General features: G+C 63.5%; 12 protein-coding genes. 11 read left to right on the top strand and 1 reads right to left on the bottom strand.

All coding sequences use genetic code 11. The features are described 5' to 3' along the window. Positions 1-7: 7 nt before the first annotated feature. From OX459_RS16500 to OX459_RS16490, 3 genes are all read left to right on the top strand, one after another. Complete coding sequence (locus OX459_RS16500; protein ID WP_251349439.1) at positions 8-724, top strand: glutathione S-transferase family protein; 717 nt, start codon at positions 8-10, stop codon at positions 722-724. A gap of 12 nt (positions 725-736) precedes the next feature. Next, on the top strand, positions 737-1,834 hold the full coding sequence (locus OX459_RS16495) for a multifunctional CCA tRNA nucleotidyl transferase/2'3'-cyclic phosphodiesterase/2'nucleotidase/phosphatase (protein ID WP_289905843.1): 1,098 nt from the start codon (positions 737-739) through the stop codon (positions 1,832-1,834). A gap of 87 nt (positions 1,835-1,921) precedes the next feature. Continuing rightward, positions 1,922-2,635, top strand: a complete 714-nt coding sequence (locus tag OX459_RS16490; RefSeq protein WP_099665781.1) for a GNAT family N-acetyltransferase — start codon at positions 1,922-1,924, stop codon at positions 2,633-2,635. On the opposite strand, the gene OX459_RS16485 is transcribed toward OX459_RS16490, so the two are convergent. After that, a complete protein-coding gene (locus OX459_RS16485) occupies positions 2,627-3,151 on the bottom strand; it encodes an Lrp/AsnC family transcriptional regulator (protein ID WP_034753092.1) in 525 nt (174 codons plus the stop codon). The two genes, OX459_RS16490 and OX459_RS16485, sit on opposite strands and share 9 nt — an antisense overlap. 125 nt (positions 3,152-3,276) lie before the next feature. Between OX459_RS16485 and hppD the strand changes: the two genes are divergently transcribed. From hppD to OX459_RS16445, 8 genes are all read left to right on the top strand, one after another. Then, positions 3,277-4,404 (top strand): 4-hydroxyphenylpyruvate dioxygenase, encoded by a 1,128-nt coding sequence (gene hppD / locus OX459_RS16480; RefSeq protein ID WP_099665780.1) that lies wholly within the window; start codon positions 3,277-3,279, stop codon positions 4,402-4,404. Between the two features lie 196 nt (positions 4,405-4,600). Continuing rightward, positions 4,601-8,197, top strand: coding sequence for an indolepyruvate ferredoxin oxidoreductase family protein (locus tag OX459_RS16475; protein WP_289899557.1), 3,597 nt, complete (start codon positions 4,601-4,603; stop codon positions 8,195-8,197). Between the two features lie 123 nt (positions 8,198-8,320). Continuing rightward, entirely contained in the window at positions 8,321-9,820 is a 1,500-nt protein-coding gene (locus OX459_RS16470; protein ID WP_289905842.1) for a S41 family peptidase, read from the top strand. Positions 9,821-9,983: 163 nt separating this feature from the next. Then, entirely contained in the window at positions 9,984-12,701 is a 2,718-nt protein-coding gene (locus OX459_RS16465; protein WP_289905841.1) for a TonB-dependent receptor, read from the top strand. Between the two features lie 125 nt (positions 12,702-12,826). Beyond that, positions 12,827-14,647, top strand: coding sequence for a M14 family metallopeptidase (locus tag OX459_RS16460; protein WP_289905840.1), 1,821 nt, complete (start codon positions 12,827-12,829; stop codon positions 14,645-14,647). Between the two features lie 61 nt (positions 14,648-14,708). Next, on the top strand, positions 14,709-15,851 hold the full coding sequence (locus OX459_RS16455) for an ankyrin repeat domain-containing protein (protein WP_289905839.1): 1,143 nt from the start codon (positions 14,709-14,711) through the stop codon (positions 15,849-15,851). Between the two features lie 97 nt (positions 15,852-15,948). Continuing rightward, positions 15,949-17,091 (top strand): glycosyltransferase, encoded by a 1,143-nt coding sequence (locus tag OX459_RS16450; protein WP_289905838.1) that lies wholly within the window; start codon positions 15,949-15,951, stop codon positions 17,089-17,091. 13 nt (positions 17,092-17,104) lie between these two features. Beyond that, positions 17,105-17,674, top strand: coding sequence for a dual specificity protein phosphatase family protein (locus tag OX459_RS16445; RefSeq protein ID WP_289905837.1), 570 nt, complete (start codon positions 17,105-17,107; stop codon positions 17,672-17,674). Positions 17,675-17,729 lie beyond the last annotated feature (55 nt).

The following is a 17,729-nucleotide window of genomic DNA, read 5'->3' as shown; positions in this document are numbered from 1 at the left end:
GCCGACCATGCAAACGACCATCCTTGATCCCAGCCTGACGCAAACCCTGGCCGCCGCGCGCGAGCCGGGCCTGACCCTCATCATCGGCAACAAGAATTACTCATCGTGGTCGATGCGCCCGTGGGTGGCCATGACGGCCTTCGGCATCCCGTTCCAGGAAGTGCGCGTGCTGCTCGACCAGAGCGACACGGCCACCAAGATCGCCGAATATTCGGCCTGCGGCCGGGTTCCCGTGTTGCTGGCGGGCGAGATCACGATCTGGGACAGCCTGGCCATCTGCGAATACCTGGCCGAGCAGTTTCCCGATAAACACATGTGGCCGCAAGACGTGGCCGCGCGCGCCATGGCGCGTTGTATCTGCGCGGAAATGCATTCCGGCTTTACCGGCTTGCGCACCGATATGTCGATGAATATCAAGGCAAAATTGCCGGGACGTGGCCGCACGGCCGCCGCGCAGGCCGACATCGGCCGCATCAGCGAAATCTGGGAAGAGTGCCTGTCTCGCTTTGGCCACCACCAGTTCCTGTTTGGCGATTTTTCCATCGCCGACGCGTATTTCGCCCCCGTCGTCATGCGTTTCCGCACGTATGGCGTGAGCCTGGCGCCGGCCCTGAACGCGTATTGCGAGCGCGTGCAGGCGCACCCGGCCGTGGCCCGCTGGATCGCGGAAGCGCTGGCGGAAACGGAAGTCGCTGCCAAGCACGACGCGGAATTACCTGAATAAGAAAAGAGTGTTATGAAGATTTACACGGTCGGTGGCGCGGTGCGCGACCAACTGCTGGGCTTGCCCGTGAAAGACCACGACCACGTCGTCGTGGGCGCCACGCCGGAAGACATGCTACGCCAGGGCTTCCGGCCCGTCGGCAAGGATTTCCCCGTGTTTTTGCACCCGAAGACGCAGGAAGAATACGCCCTGGCCCGCACGGAACGCAAGACGGCGCCCGGCTACCGGGGCTTTGTCTTCCACACGGCGCCCGACGTCACGCTGGAAGACGACCTGGTGCGCCGCGACCTGACCATCAACGCCATCGCCCGGGCCGAGGATGGGACGTTGACCGATCCGTTCGGCGGTATCGAGGATATTCGCAATAAAATCTTCCGCCACGTCTCCGACGCGTTCGGCGAAGACCCCGTGCGCATCTTGCGCCTGGCCCGCTTTGCCGCCCGTTTTCATACTTTTACTGTCGCGCCCGCTACCCTGACCTTGATGCGCCGCATGGTGGCCGACGGCGAAGTCGACGCCCTCGTAGCCGAACGGGTGTGGCAGGAAGTGGCCAAGGGGCTGATGGAAAGCCATCCTTCGCGCATGCTGACGGTGCTGCACGAATGCGGCGCCCTGGCGCGCATCATGGGCGAAATCGCGCTGAGCGAGCGCTTGCTGCAGGTCGTCGACCATGCCGCCGCGCAAGGTCATGACTTGCCCGTGCGTTTCGCCGCCCTGATGCTGCATATGAGCAAAGATGCCATCGAGCAACTGAGCGAGCGCTTGCGCGTGCCCAACGAGTGCCGCGAGCTGGCCGTCATGGCGGCGCGCGAACGGGACCATATCAATGGCGCGCTGGCGCTGAGCGCCGAAGCCGTGGTGAGCTTGTGCGAACGCTGCGACGGCTTGCGCAAGCCGCAGCGCTTTGCGCAACTGCTGCAAGCTGTGGCTTGCGACGGGCTGGTCACTGGCGACTTTGCGCCGGCGGCGCGGCTGCAGGGGGGATTGGATGCGGCGCGCGCCGTGAATGCGGGTGCGCTGGCGCAAGGCTGTGCGGAGCCGAAACGCATCCCCGAAGTCATCCACGCGGCGCGGGTGGCGGCCGTGCAAGCGTTCCTGGCCCAGGCTTGAGTGGCGGGAATAGGCTACAATGGCGCCACAATGTTGCACTGCACAATGCCGGCCTGACGTGCCGCAGCACCGCCCCCAGGAGTCGACGTGACCTTACCCAAGCTGTTTCAAAACCCGTTTCGCCGCTGGCTCAGCCGTAGCGGTGGCGGGCGTCCGACCGTGCTCGTCAAGCAATTGCACGAGCGCGACCGGCGCCGCATGATGAAGCATTTCCTGTCGCTCGAGAAAAGCGACCGCCTGCTGCGCTTCGGCAGCGCCTTGCCCGATGAACTCGTGGCCCAGTACGTGCAAAAGATGGATTTTTCGCGCGACATGATCTACGGCGTCTACAACAGCCTGTTCAAGCTGGTGGGCGTGGGGCACCTGGCGTTTGCGCCGAAGGATCAGTCGCCGGCGAAAAGCGTGGTGACGGACAAGGAGCAGGTGGCGGAGTTTGGCGTATCCGTGTCAAAATCCATGCGCGGCATGGGGGTTGGTTCAAAACTGTTCGAGCGGGCGGCGATTCACTGCCGTAACAACGATGTCGATACCCTGTATATGCATTGTTTGTCGTCGAACAAGACGATGATGCATATCGCCAAGAAGGCGGGCATGGAAATCCAGCGCGACTATGGCGAAGCCGATGCATATCTGAAACTGTTGCCGCCGAACCCGACCAGCATGCTGCAGGAAGCCGTGCAGGAACAGTTCGCCATGTTCGACTACACGTTCAAGGCCAATGCGCGCGCCGCGTTCAAATTGTGGGATCGCTTGCCGGGGCGCAAGAAGAAGCCCGGACCGCCGTCACCGCCGTCACAGTAAGGGCAGGGCCGTCGTATCCTTGATGCGCTGCAAGGCAAAGCTCGATTTCACGTCCAGCACGGCCGGATGGCGCAGCAGGGTCGCCATCATGAAGCGCGAAAAGTGCTCCATGTCTTCCACGTGCACGCGCAGTAAATAATCCATTTCCCCAGTCATCGCATAGCAGGCCACCACTTCCGGCCATTGCGCCACGGCCACGGCAAAGTCGGCGCGCGGCGAGGTATTCGTCACCAGATTCGGCGCCAGCACGCGCGCCGTGCTGTGCGCCGTGGCGTCGCTGTGCTTTTCCAGCCGCACATTGACGTAGGCGAGCAAGCCCAGGCCGATCTTTTCCGGGTCCAGCAGGGCCACGTACTGGCGGATCACGCCCGCTTCTTCCAGCCGTTTGACGCGGCGCAAGCATGGCGACGGCGACAGGCTGACCTGCTCTGCCACGTCCTGGTTCGACAGGCGGCCATCGGCCTGCAGGACGGCGAGGATCTTGCGATCCGTTTTATCCAGCGTAATTTTGCTCATGCTTCCTCCGGTGGTTCGACTTTCACGCAATATTATTGCGCAAATCATGATTGTTCGGGAGATCTTTGGCATTTAATGCCCACAGACCGCGCCTATACTGTGCGCTACTTCTTGGAGGAGACATCATGCAATTTCAGCCTTGGGATAACCCGATGGGTACCGATGGTTTCGAGTTCGTCGAGTATGCAGCACCAGACCCAAAAGCATTGGGCAAGCTGTTCGAGAACATGGGCTTCACGGCCATCGCGCGCCACCGCCACAAGGATGTGACCCTGTACCGTCAGGGCGACATCAATTTCATCATCAATGCCGAACAAGATTCGTTCGCGCAGCGTTTTGCCCGCCATCACGGCCCGTCCGTGTGCGCCATCGCCATCCGCGTCGACGACGCGGCCTTCGTGTACCGCCGCGCGCTGGAACTGGGCGCCTGGGGGTTCGACAATAAAACGGGCCCGATGGAGCTGAATATCCCCGCCATCAAGGGCGTGGGCGATTCCCTGCTGTACTTCGTCGACCGCTGGCGCGGCAAGGGCGCCGACAAGCCGGACGCGGCCGCACCTGGCGGCATCGGCGACATCAGCATCTATGACGTCGATTTCGTCGCCATTCCCGGCGCCGTCGCCAACCCCGTCGGCCATGGCCTGACGTATATCGACCACCTGACGCACAATGTGCACCGTGGCCGCATGAAGGAATGGGCGACGTTCTATGAAAGCCTGTTCAACTTCCGCGAAGTGCGTTATTTCGACATCGAAGGCAAGTTGACGGGCCTCAAGTCGAAGGCCATGACTTCGCCGTGCGGCAAGATCCGCATTCCGATCAATGAATCGTCGGACGACAAGTCGCAGATCGCCGAATACCTGGACCAGTACCATGGCGAAGGCATCCAGCACATCGCGCTGGGCACGGACAATATCTACGCGTCCGTGCAAGGCATGCGCGATACGGGTATCGATTTCCAGGATACGATTGAAACTTACTATGAGCTGGTCAACCGCCGCCTGCCGAACCACGGCGAGCAGCTGGAAGAACTGCGCCGCCTGCGCATCCTGATCGATGGCCACAGCACGGAAAACGAACGCGAGCTGCTGCTGCAAATCTTCACGCAGACGGTGATCGGCCCGATCTTCTTCGAGATCATCCAGCGCAAGGGCGACCAGGGCTTCGGCGAAGGCAATTTCCGCGCCCTGTTCGAATCGATCGAGCTGGACCAGATCAAGCGCGGCGTGCTGAAAGATACGAACGCCGCGTAATGTTGCTCTGTAACAAATAGTAGTGAAAATGGTACCCGCCCGGGAGTGCAGCGCAGCAAAGAACTGCGCGCATTCCTGTGGTAGTCTACGACAAACAAGTCATTTTTCCGCACCGGCATTGTCCACAAGGCACAGCCGGTACGTGTGAGTTCAACCGACTTTGCACGCGTAGCACAGAGAATAATGGAGACAAGTAATGAATGCACCAATCAAGGGCTCGAGTCTTGAGCCGGGCGCGCACGCGTCCGAAATTTCCCTGAACGACAAATACACGCTGGAGCGCGGCCGCGCCTTTATGACGGGCACGCAAGCGCTGATCCGCCTGCCCATGCTGCAGCGCGAGCGCGATTTGAAGGCTGGCTTGAATACGGCCGGCTACATCACCGGTTACCGCGGTTCGCCTGTGACGTCCGTCGACATGACGGCGATCAAGGCCAAGAAATACCTCGATGAACACCACGTTAAATTCCACCCGGGCCTGAACGAAGACCTGGCCGCTACGGCCGTCTGGGGCACGCAGCAAACGAATCTGTTCGAAGACGCGAAATACGACGGCGTGTTCGGCATGTGGTACGGCAAGGGCCCCGGCGTCGACCGCTGCGGCGACGTCTTTAAACACGCGAATAACGCCGGCTCCGCCAAGCATGGCGGCGTGCTGGTGCTGGCCGGCGACGACCATGCGGCGAAATCCTCGTCCACGGCGCACCAGTCCGACCATATCCTGAACGCTTGCGGCATCCCCGTGCTGTACCCGTCGTCGGTGCAGGAATACATCGACTACGGCTTGCACGCGTGGGCCATGAGCCGCTACACGGGGCTATGGGTGTCGATGAAATGCGTGACCGACATCATCGAGTCGGGCGCCGCCGTCGATTTCGACCCGGACCGCGTGCAGATCACCCTGCCGACCGACTTCGAAATGCCGGCCGGTGGCTTGAACATCCGCTGGCCCGACACGGTGCTGGAACAAGAAGTACGCATGAATAGCTACAAATGGTATGCGGCGCTGGCGTATGCGCGTGCCAACAAGCTCAATAAAATCATCTGGGACAGCCCGAAGGCGCGCATCGGCATCATCACGGCCGGCAAATCCTACCTGGACACGCGCCAGGCGCTGGCCGACCTGGGCATCGACGAACAGACGGCGTCCGACATCGGCATCCGCCTGTACAAGATCGGCATGACCTGGCCGCTGGAAGCGGACGGCGTGCACGAATTCGCCAAGGGCCTCGACGAAATCCTCGTGGTGGAAGAAAAGCGGCAAATCCTCGAATACGCGTTGAAGGAAGAGCTGTACAACCTCAAGGACGGCGAGCGTCCGCGCGTGGTCGGCAAGTTCGACGACACGGGCGAATGGAGCAACCAGAAGGGCACGGGGCACGGCGACTGGCTGCTGCCGGCCACGTATGAGCTGAACCCGGCCATGATCGCCCGCGCCATTGCCAGCCGCATTTCGCGCTACTACGCCGGCCACCCGGTGGAGCAGCGCGTGAAGGAACGCATCGCCTACCTGGAAGCGAAGGAAAACGTCCTCAAGGCCATCAGCGTGAAACCCGATCCGCAAAAGGACCGCACGCCGTTCTTCTGCTCCGGCTGCCCGCACAACAGTTCGACCAAGGTGCCGGAAGGCTCGCGCGCGCTGGCCGGCATCGGCTGCCACTACATGGTGCTGTGGATGGACCGCGAAACGTCGACGTTTACCCACATGGGCGCCGAAGGCGTCACGTGGGTGGGGCAGGCGCCGTTCACGAATGAAAAGCACGTGTTTACCAACCTCGGCGACGGCACGTATTTCCACTCGGGCATCCTGGCCATCCGCGCGGCTGTCTCGGCCAAGGTGAACATCACTTATAAAATTCTGTTCAACGATGCGGTGGCCATGACGGGCGGCCAGGAATTCGACGGCCCGCTGTCGCCGGCCATCATTTCGCGCCAGATCGCCGCCGAAGGCGTCGGTCCCATCATCGTCGTCACGGATGAACCGGAAAAGTACCCGGACGATTACGCCTGGGCCGAAGGCGTCACCGTGCGCCACCGTTCGGAACTGATGGACGTGCAGCGCGAACTGCGCGACATGCCCGGCGTATCGGCCATGATCTACGACCAGACCTGCGCCTCGGAAAAACGCCGCCGCCGGAAACGCAATGAATATCCGGACCCGGCCAAGCGCGCCGTCATCAATGAAGCCGTCTGCGAAGGCTGCGGCGACTGTTCCGTGCAATCGAACTGTCTGTCGGTGGAACCGCTGGAAACGGAACTGGGGCGCAAGCGCCAGATCAACCAGTCGTCCTGCAACAAGGATTTCTCGTGCACGACGGGTTTCTGCCCCAGCTTTGTGACGGTGGAAGGCGGCGGCTTGAAAAAGCCGAAGAAGGCGGCGGCTGCCGACAAGGACGCGCCAGCGGCGCCGGCCTTGCCGACGCCCGTCATTCCGTCGACGGCCGAGCCGTTCGGCATCCTGGTCACAGGCATCGGCGGCACGGGCGTCGTCACCGTCGGCCAGATCCTGGCCATGGCGGCCCACGTGGAAGGCAAGGGCTGTTCCGTGCTGGACATGAGCGGCCTGGCGCAAAAGGGCGGCCCCGTGATGTCGCACGTGCGCCTGGCGGACCGCCAGGAAGATATCCACTCGACGCGCGTGGGTACCGGTGCGGCCGACCTCGTCATCGGCTGCGACTTGATCGTCACGGCCAGCCGCGACGCCCTGTCGCGCATGGGAGAGGGCCGCAGCTGGGCCATGATCAACTCGACCAGCTCGTCGACGGCCGCGTTCGTGAAAAACCCGGACTGGCAATTCCCCGGCGCCTCGGCGCGCATGGAAATCGAAAAGGCGTGCGGCAGCGACCACGTGGACTTCATCGACGCGGGCCAGATCGCCACGGCGCTGATGGGCGACTCCATCGCGACGAACATGTTCATGCTCGGCTACGCCTGGCAAAAGGGCAAAGTGCCGCTGTCGGAAGCTGCCATCATGAAGGCCATCGACTTGAACAACGTCTCGGTGGCGTTCAACAAGGCCGCCTTCAACTGGGGCCGCGCCGGCGCCCACGATGCGGCCAGCCTGGTGCGCATGACGACGCCAGCCAAGGTGGTGGAATTCAAGCGCATCGAAACGCTCGACGACCTGATCGAAAAGCGCGTGGCCCTGCTGACGGCTTACCAGGACCGCGCGTATGCGCAGCAATACCTGGACTTCGTCGGCCAGGTGCGCGCCGCCGAAAGCGCGCTGAATGGCCCGCACCTGCGCCTGACGGAAGCCGTGGCCCGCTACTTCTACAAGCTGATGGCCTACAAGGACGAATACGAAGTGGCGCGCCTGTACACGGACGGCGCCTTCCAGGCGAAGATCGCCGCCATGTTCGAGGGCGACATCAAGCTCAAGTTCCACTTGGCGCCGCCGATCATGGCGAAAACGGATGCCCATGGCCATTTGATCAAGAAGGAATATGGCCCGTGGATGCTGAAGGCGTTTGGCGTGCTGGCCAAGTTCAAGGGCTTGCGCGGCACGGCCTTCGATGTGTTCGGCCATACGGCCGAGCGCAAGATGGAACGGGCGCTGATACTCGAGTACCGCACGACGGTGGGTGGCTTGCTGCCGAAACTGACGATGGCCAAGCTGGCGCAAGCCGTGGCGATTGCCAGCATTCCGGAAGACATCCGCGGCTATGGCCACGTGAAGGAGCGTCATCTGAAGGCGGCGAAAGAGAAGGAAGCCAGTTTGCTGATCGCCTTCAATGCGCCGACGCCGCTGCCGCCCGTCGTGGCGGCACCCGTGGCGGCCACCGTGGCGTGATGGGGTGAACTCCACGCTGTAGCAATGGCGCCTGCGGGCGCCATTTTTTTGTATCAAAGAAAACAACGCCTGTTTGTAAAACGTCTTATAATTTTTCGATAATTTCTTTTCGGAAAGTTCGTCATGTCTTCCCTGCGCTTTTCCGCCCTGGCGGTTCCTCTCGTATTGTTGTTGAGTGCCTGCGGTGGAGGTGGCGGCGGCAGCGACAGCGCGCCCGTCGTGCCGCCCGTGACGCCGGCGGGTCCGGCGGCGCTGGTCGCTTCGTCCACGGTCGCGAACCGCTGCGCGGCGCCGCGCGGCGGCAGCAGCATCGACAAGCCGGGCACCTTGCTCGATGAACTGACGTGGGTGCGCAGCTGGATCGATGAAACGTATCTGTGGTACCGCGAAGTGCCGACCACTTACCAGGCGCAAAGCTTCGCCACGCCCGTCGCGTACTTCGATGTGCTGAAAACAACGGCCACGGCGGCGTCCGGCAAGCCGAAGGATCAGTTCCATTTCACGTACACGACGGCCGAATGGGAAGCTTCGCTCAATGGCGTGGAACTGGGTTACGGCATGCTGCTGGCGCTGACGCGTACCACGCCGCCGCGCAAGGCGGTGATCTCGATCGTCGAGCCAGGCTCGCCGGCGGCACTGGCGGGCTTGCGGCGCGGTGACGTGCTGCAAACCGTCGATGGCGTCGATTTCGTCAATGTCCCCGACGCGGCCAGCGTGGCTATCCTCAACGCCGGCCTGTTCCCCAAGGCGCAAGGCGCGCACACGCTGGGATTCAGCCGTAACGGCGCGCCCCTGTCGGTGAGCCTGACGGCGGTGGACGTGAGCACCAGCGCCGTGCAGAACGAGCGCATCATCGACACGCCCACGGGCAAGGTGGGCTACCTGACCTTCAATACGCACAACAACGTGGCCGAACGCCAGCTGGTCGAGACCATGGGCCGCTTCCAGGCGGCCGGCATCAGCGACCTGGTGCTCGATGTGCGCTACAACGGCGGCGGTTACCTCGATGTCGCCAGCGAACTCGCTTACATGATCGCCGGTCCGCAAGTCACTACCGGCAAGACCTTCGAGCAGGTGCTCTTCAATGACAAGACGCGGCCGGAAGCGCCCGTGCCATTCCATGCGCAAAGTCAGGGCTTTCCCGCGCAGAATCCCCTGCCCAAGGGCACGCCGCTGCCTTCGCTGGGGCTCAAGCGGGTGACATTGTTGACAACAGGCAACACCTGCTCGGCCAGCGAAGCGATCATCAACGGCTTGCGCGGCGTGGACGTGCAAGTCAACCTGATCGGCGGCACGACGTGCGGCAAGCCCTACGGTTTCTATCCCGCGCCGAATTGCGGCACCACGTATTTCGCCGTGCAATTCCAGGGCGTCAACGCCAAGGGCTTTGGCGACTTTGCCGATGGCATGGCGCCGACCTGCGACGTGGCGGACGATTACCAGCATGCGCTGGGCGACGCGGCGGAAGGCATGCTGGCAGCGGCGCTGCGCTACCGCAGCAGCGGCAGCTGCACGCCGCCCATGGGGGCCACCAGGCTGTTGAGTTCGATGGAGAGTCCGGCCGACGCGGCCACGCGCCTGTTGCGACCGTCCTACAAGGAAATTGCCATCATGCGCCGTTAGCGCGCATGTTCCTGCCATGAGCTAGCGAGGACGCCTGGCGTTTTCCTGCTCATGAATATTTCTATATAACAATTTTGATATATAGAAAGATGAATCCATTCGTTCTGGAATGACTGACATTTTGCTATCTTGCCGCTTTTCTCCCACCTTGAGAAGCGCAACGATGTCGAAACAGTTCAAGTTAACACCGCTCAGCCTTGGCGTACTGGCCATCCTGGGCGGCACCGCATGGCAGGCGCACGCGCAAACGCAAGCGCCCGCAGCGGATCAGCAGGCGGCCACCCCGCCAGCCGTCGTGGTCACCGGTTCGCGCATTCCCCGCGCCAGCCTGGAAGGCCCGTCTTCCGTCACCGTCCTGACCGGCGACGAAATCACCAAGCAGGGCTACAAGAACGTCTTCGACGCGCTGACCAGCCAGGTGCAGAACAGCGGCTTTACGCAGGGCGAGGATTACGGCAATACCTTCACGCCGTCGGCCAATACCATCAGCCTGCGCGGCCTGGGCCCGAACCATACCTTGATCCTGCTGAACGGCCGCCGCCTGGCCGACTTCCCCATCGCCTATGACGGCGCCGTCAACTTCACCAACCTGGCGAACATCCCGTCGAGCATTGTCGACCGCATCGAAATCCTCAACGGCGGCGCCTCGGCCATCTATGGCTCGGACGCGATCGCCGGCGTGGTCAACGTGATCCTGAAAAAACAGACGGACGGCTTCGATATCAACGTCAAGCTGGGCGGCACCTCGCGCGGCGGCGCCGGCAACCAGCGCGTGCAGCTGACGGGCGGCGGCAATTTCGACAAGCTGCATACCCTGTTCAGCGTGGAACTGAGCCAGCGCGACCCGCTGTGGAGCATGGACCGCGACTTCATGACCAGCCGCTCCGGCGTGCCGACGACGATCGCCGCGCGCCGCACCCTGGTGAAAGGCAAGGCCGGCAACTATGTCGACCTGGGCGACACCTGCGGCCAGTTCGGCGACATGTTCGGCGGCAGCGTCAGCAAGTACACGGCGGCAAACGGCAGCTATTGCGCCAGCCCGAAAGCCCGCCCGACCTTCTGGACCACGCAGACGAAGAACCAGAGCCAGAACGTGTTCGGCAGCGCCAATTACGAGCTCGATGCCGACACCACCCTGTTTGCCGATATCCTGATCGGCAAGAACAAGACCGTCAACAATACGCGCGGCCCGTCGTGGACCTCCGCTTCGCTGAACGGCAATTCCTTCCTGAACCAGAACAGCGGCGCCTACGAAGAGTGGACGCGCTTTATCTCGCCCGAGGAAATCGGCGGCGTGCAGCGCTATAACCGCAGCTGGGACGACCTGGCCACGGCCATCTCGCTGGGCGCCAAGGGTCGCATTCCGGGCAGCGCCTGGCAATATGAGGCGAACTACAACGCCTCGGTCTACACGAGCGAAGCCCACCGGCCGCAGTTGCGCTCGAACATCGACAGCTTCTTCCTGGGACCGAAGCTGGGCACGGACGCGAATGGCGTGGCCATCTACGCCCCCGATCCCGCGCGCCTGTCGCAGCGCCTGACGCCGGCCGAATTCGACAGCATCAGCGGCTACAGCGACAGCAAGGACAAGGCCTGGACGAATACCCTGAGCCTGGCCACGAATGGCGACCTGTTCCAGCTGCCCGCCGGCACGGTGAAAATCGCCACGATTGCCGAAGCGAGCAAGCAGGGCTTCAGCAACGAACCCGATGCGCGCATCGACCAGGGCTATTTCAATGTCGCCACCGGTTCGGGCGTCACGGCCGGCACCCGTTCGCGCTATGCGCTGGGTGCGGAGTTGAATGTGCCGCTGCATGAAAAGCTGACCGCTACCGTCGCCGGCCGCTATGACCGCTACAGCTTTGCCGGCCGCAAGGAAGGCAAGTTCACCTACAACGGCGGGCTCGAACTGCGCCCGGCGCCGGACCTGCTGTTCCGCGCCAACTATGCCACCAGCTTCCGCGCGCCGGACATGAACTACATCTACCAGGCACGCGGCAAAGGCTATTATTCGAGCACCACCGACTATTACCGTTGCGATGCTGCGGGCAAGGCCATCGACGGCTGCGAGTATGCCAATAAATCGCCGGGTGCCGATTACGTGCAGAACGGCAGCCGCGACCTGCAGTCGGAAAAGGGCAAGTCCTTCGGCGTGGGCGCCGTCTGGTCGCCGAGTTCCAATTTCGACGTCTCGGTCGATTACTGGAACATCAAGATCGACGACCTGGTGACGAATCTGGACGCCGACAAGCTGCTGCGCGACGAATCCGATTGCCGCCTCGGCAAGGCCGATATCGGCTCGCCGACCTGTATCGATACCCTGGGCCGCATCGAGCGCTACGCGGCCAATGCCTTGAACAAGGCGGGCGAGATCAAGACCATCACCGTCAACCCGATCAACGCGGCCAAGAAAAGCAGCAGCGGCATCGACGTCAGCCTGAAATACTTGCTGCGCACGACGGATTATGGCCGCTTCGCCTTCAAGGCCAACTACGCCCGGGTGCTGAGCAAGAAATCGCAGCAATTCGCCGGCGATGCAGAGACCGATGAAACCAAATCGATGACCAACATGGATTGGCCCGACAAGCTGAACCTGAGCGTCAACTGGGCTGCGGGCGACTGGTCGAATACCTTGCTGGTCAGCCGCTACGGCAAGCTGCCGAATGCCGCCGGCAAGGCTTACCTGACGCCGACGGCGCTGGCCAACATCAGCACCGTCTACCGCATCAACGACCGCGCCACCGTTTCGCTGATCGTCAACAACGTGTTCGACAAGATCAAGCGCGACGCCAGCAACGGCTGGCCGTACTACCCGATCGGCAACTACAGCCCGCAAGGCCGCCAGGGGTGGATCGAGTTCAACTACCATTTTGGCTCGTAATTCACGCTTGCCAGAGCAAGGCCGGAGCAGCTGACGCTGTTCCGGCTTTTTTATTTTCCGGCGCGTTTTTATCCGACCGCCACTCTATAATTGCCCGCTTGTCCTCTCTCGATGGAGTTTGACCCATGCTACGCCACGCCCTGCTGTCCACCGCCCTGTTGACCGTGTTTGCCGCCAGCGCACACGCCGCTCCCGTCCTGACGACGGTGGCCGAGCGCTCGGGCTTTTTGCATACGGGCCGCTACGCGGAAGTGGAAACCCTGTGCCGCCAGTTCCAGGCGCGCTATCCGAAGCAGGTGCGCTGCGTGGAGTTCGGCCGCACGCCGGAAAACCGCCCCATGCTGGCGCTGGCCGTGACGAGTACGGGCGCCCTGACGCCGGCCGAAGCGGCGCGCCGCAAGCTACCCGTGCTGCTGGTGCAGGGCGGCATCCATGCGGGCGAAATCGATGGCAAGGATGCGGGCTTCCTGGCCTTGCGCGAAGTCCTGGAGGGCAAGGCGGCGCCCGGCGCGCTGGACAAGCAGGTGCTGCTGTTCGTCCCCGTCTTCAATGTCGATGGCCATGAGCGCTTCGGCCAGTGGAACCGTCCGAACCAGCGCGGTCCCGTGGAAATGGGCTGGCGCAGCACGGCGCAAAACTACAATCTGAACCGCGAATACATGAAGGCCGATACGCCCGAGATGCAGCACATGCTGGCGCTGGTGAACGCCTGGGACCCGCTGGCGTATGTCGACCTGCACGTCACCGACGGCGCCCAGTTCGAACCCGATATCTCGATCCAGGTCGAACCCGTGCATGCGGGCGATGCGGCCCTGCGCGTGGCGGGAACGGCGCTGCGCGACGGCGTGCTGGCCGACCTGGCCAGCCAGGGTTCGGACCCGAAACCGTTCTATATTTCGTTTGCCGAGAACGACAATCCGCAATCGGGTTTTGTCGATTCGGCGCCGAATCCCCGCTTCTCGCATGGCTATTTCCAGCTGCGTAACCGCTTCGGCATGCTGGTGGAAACCCATTCGTGGAAGGATTATCCGACCCGCGTGCGCATCACCCGCAACACCATCGTCTCGCTGCTGTCGCAAGTGGCGCAGCATGGCGCGCAGTGGCGGCAAACGGCGCTCGAGGCGGACGCGCGCGCCGCGCAGCTGGCCGGCACCACCCTGCCGCTCACCTACAAGACGACGGAGAAGAGCCGCATGATCGCGTTTCGCGGCTACGCCTACACGCGTACGCCGTCCGAAGTGTCGGGCGCGCTGATGACGCGCTACGATGAAACCACGCCGCAGATCTGGAACGTGCCGCTGCGCGACGAAATCGTGCCTGACTTGCAGCATGCCGCGCCGCATGCCGGCTATCTGGTGCCCGCCGCGCAGGCGCAGATGGTGGCGGCCAAGCTGCGCCAGCATGGCGTGTCGTACCAGGTGCTGGCTGGCGCGCCGGGCAAGCTGCCGGTCGAGACCTTTCGCGCCACGATGGTGAAATTCGGTGCGCAGTCGTTCGAGGGACGCCAGACGGCGGCCGTGCAGGGCGAGTGGCAGAAAGAGGCGCGCGTGGTCGGTGCGGGCGCACTGTACGTGCCCGTCAACCAGGCCAAGGCGCGCCTGGTCGTGGCCCTGCTCGAACCGCGCGCGCCCGATTCCCTGCTGGCCTGGGGCAGTTTCAATACGGCCTTCGAGCGCAAGGAGTACATGGAAGAATACGTGGCCGAAGACGTGGCGCGCGCGCAGCTGGCGGCCGACCCGGCGCTGGCGGCGCAGTTCCAGCAGAAGCTGGCCAGCGATCCCGCATTTGCCAAGAGCCCGGCCGCGCGCCTGGAATTCTTCGCCCGCCGCCACGCTTCCTGGGATGAACGCCTGAACCTGTATCCGGTGCTGCGCACGGATGTGGCGCCGGCCGGCTTGGCATTGCCGCCGACGCGCACACCGAAGTTATCAAATCGCGCAGATTAATCGAAAGAAAATGCTATTCTCCGCTCGATGATGGCGCCGCCACCACGAGCAGAGACCATGAATGGGCAACAAGACACTGTATAACCAGCACCGGGAGACGTTTTTTCACCTCTGCGACGCCGTCGGCGAAAATCAGGTGGAACAGGTGCGCAGCCTGCTCGAAGCCACGCCGCTGCTGTTGACCTTGCGCCGCTACAACATGGATGACGGCGAATCGCTGCTGCATCTGGCCGCGGCCGGCGGCAGCCGCGACGTCTGCGTCCTGCTCGTGTCGCTGGGCCTGGACATCGACCTGCCCTTGCCCGGCTACCGCAACCATACGCCGCTGGACGCGGCGGCAAGCCATGGCCATCTGGATACCTGCCGCTGGCTGCTCGAGCAGGGCGCTGCCGTCGATGGCTTGCCGGACAATATACTGTCGCCGCTGGACAGCGCCTGCGTGGGCGGCCACGAGGGCGTGGTGGCATTGCTGCTGCAGCGGGGCGCCAATCCGAACCGCCTGCATACGCGCTGGAACCAGGCGCCGGTCGATATCGCCAGCGGCTGGGGCTTTCCCGCGATCGCCCAATTGCTCGCTGCCGCTGGCGGCGTCAGCATACTCGACGTGCCGCAGCAAGCGGCCGCCTCGCCGCAGGAATCGATCCGCACCTTCATGCACAACAGCGCCGGCTGGGTATTGCCGGCCGTGTTCAGCCCGGAAAGCGGCGACGTGCGCTTTTCGCTGGGGATCAGCTGCATCGGCGGCAAGAGCGATTTCAAGCTGTTGTTTACGGCCGGCCTGTTCCAGCAATCCCCGATGACCGAACTGGCCATCTGCCTGCCTGGCCGCTGGCCGCTGACGGTCCACGGTTTCGCGCAGCACAGCCCCTGGCGCTTTCCGGTGGCGCTGCTGGCACGCCTGGGACCGCGCACGCTCGACCGGGCCAGTCTGGCGGCGGGCGAGCTGCTGCGGCGCGACGATCCGCACCTGGCGGACCTGGCCTGGCCGGACGGCGTCGACGCGCTGCTGGCCATCGACAAGCGCTGGAATCCGGAGCCGGAGGAGGACATTGCCGACGACGACAAGGTCACCATCCATCTGCTGGTGCCGGTGAAGTTCACCAAAAAAGGCGCGCCCGACGCCAGCACTTTGCCGGCCTTGATCGAACGCAAGCTCAAAGGCAGCTGGAAAGTGTCGGCCTTGCCCGTCCCCGTCATTGGCTAGCGCGCGTGGCCAGATCAAACCGGCCAGCTTGCAGCGATGTTATCCTGCTAATGCATCTTCCGCGTCCGCGCGCAACCTGTTCACGCATCGGTTTTTCATGACACAAAAAATTCTTCTCCTGAGCGTCTCGGCCGGCGCCGGCCACATGCGCGCGGCGCAAGCCATCGAGGCGTATGCGGCGCGCGATGACGGCGGCCCAGCGGCGCTGGCTCTGCATCTCGACGTGATGGATTTCGTCACGCCCGCCTTCCGCAAGCTGTACACGGATTTGTATATCAAGCTGGTCAACAAGGCGCCCGCGCTGTGGGGCTATCTGTATCACGCCACCCACGATGCGCCGCGCGACGGCTCGATGCAGCGCCTGCGCCGCGCCGTCGAGCGCCTCAACACGCGCGCGCTGATGGCGCGGATCGCCGCTTTCCAGCCCGACGCCATCATTTGCACGCATTTCCTGCCGGCCGAATTGCTGTCGCGCGCATTGCGCCAGCAGCAGCTGGCTTGCCCCGTGTGGGTGCAGGTCACGGATTTCGACTTGCACCGCATGTGGGTGCACGAGCAGATGCAGGGCTATTTCGCCGCCACTGACGAAGTGGCGTTCCGCATGCGCCACGAAGGCATCCCCGCCGGGCGCATCCACGTGACGGGCATTCCCATCATGCCCGCGTTCGCGCAGGCGCCCGACCGCGTGTCGTGCGCGCAGGCGTTTGGCCTCGACCCGCGGCGCACGACGATCCTGCTGATGGGCGGCGGGGCGGGACTGGGCAGCCTTGAAACGGTCGCCGCGCGCCTGCTGGCGCTGCCGGGCGACTTCCAGCTGATCGTGCTGGCGGGGAAAAACACCGCCGCGCTGGCGGCGTTGCAGGCATTGGCCGGCCAGTATCCGGGCCGCCTGCTGGCGCAAGGCTTTACCAGCGAAGTCGAGCGCCTGATGGCGTGCGCCGACCTGGTGATCACCAAGCCGGGCGGGCTGACCACCTCGGAATGCCTGGCGCTGGGCTTGCCCATGATCGTCAACTCGCCGATTCCGGGGCAGGAAGAGCGCAATGCCGACTATCTGCTGGAGCAGGGCGTGGCCCTGAAGGCATTCGATGCCGTCACCCTGGAATACCGGGTGCGCCTGTTGCTCGAGCATCCCGAGCAGTTGCAATCGATGCGCGCAAAGGCGCTGGCCCTGGGCCGCCCGCGCGCCGCCCAGGACGTGCTGGCGCAGGTGCTGCGCGCCGGCGCCGTTCTTCAATAACCAGGAAACCATGATGCTGCATGTCGTACTGTTGACCCTTGCCCTGGGGCTGGCCGCCGCGCCGGCCGGGGCGCAACCATCGCCGCCACGCCATCCGGACTGGGCCACGCCGCTGCCGCAGGTGTCGAACCTGCACCAAGTCACGCCCCTCCTGTACCGCAGCGCCAGGCTGGATAGCGCCGACGTGGCCCAGCTGCAGGCGCTGGGCGTGAAGACGGTGATCAGCCTGCGCTCCTTCCACTCCGATACGCAGGTGCTGGAAGGCAGCGGCATCCGCGCCGTCCGCATTCCCATCAATACCTGGGCCATCCGCGACCGCCATGTGATCGACACCATGCGTGCCATCCGCGCCGCCGGACAGCAGGGTCCCGTGCTGCTGCATTGCCTGCACGGCGCCGACCGCACGGGCATGATGGCCGCCATGTACCGCATGCTGTACCAGGGCTGGCCGCGCGAAAAGGCGATCGACGAGCTGAAAAATGGCGGTTACGGCTACCACGCCGTGTGGAAGAATATCGAAAGCTACCTCCAGCGCGTGAATGTCGACGAACTACGCGCACGTATCGATGCGCCGCAACCCTGATACCCCGCTGGCGCGCCACTTCAGGCATGATTGCGATTCCAGTCACGTTTTTCCG

This window comes from Janthinobacterium sp. SUN026, from assembly GCF_030397625.1.
Lineage (GTDB): Bacteria > Pseudomonadota > Gammaproteobacteria > Burkholderiales > Burkholderiaceae_D > Janthinobacterium > Janthinobacterium kumbetense.
The sequence above is the reverse complement of the archived record's forward strand: the minus strand, read 5'-3'. Positions and strand labels throughout refer to the sequence as shown.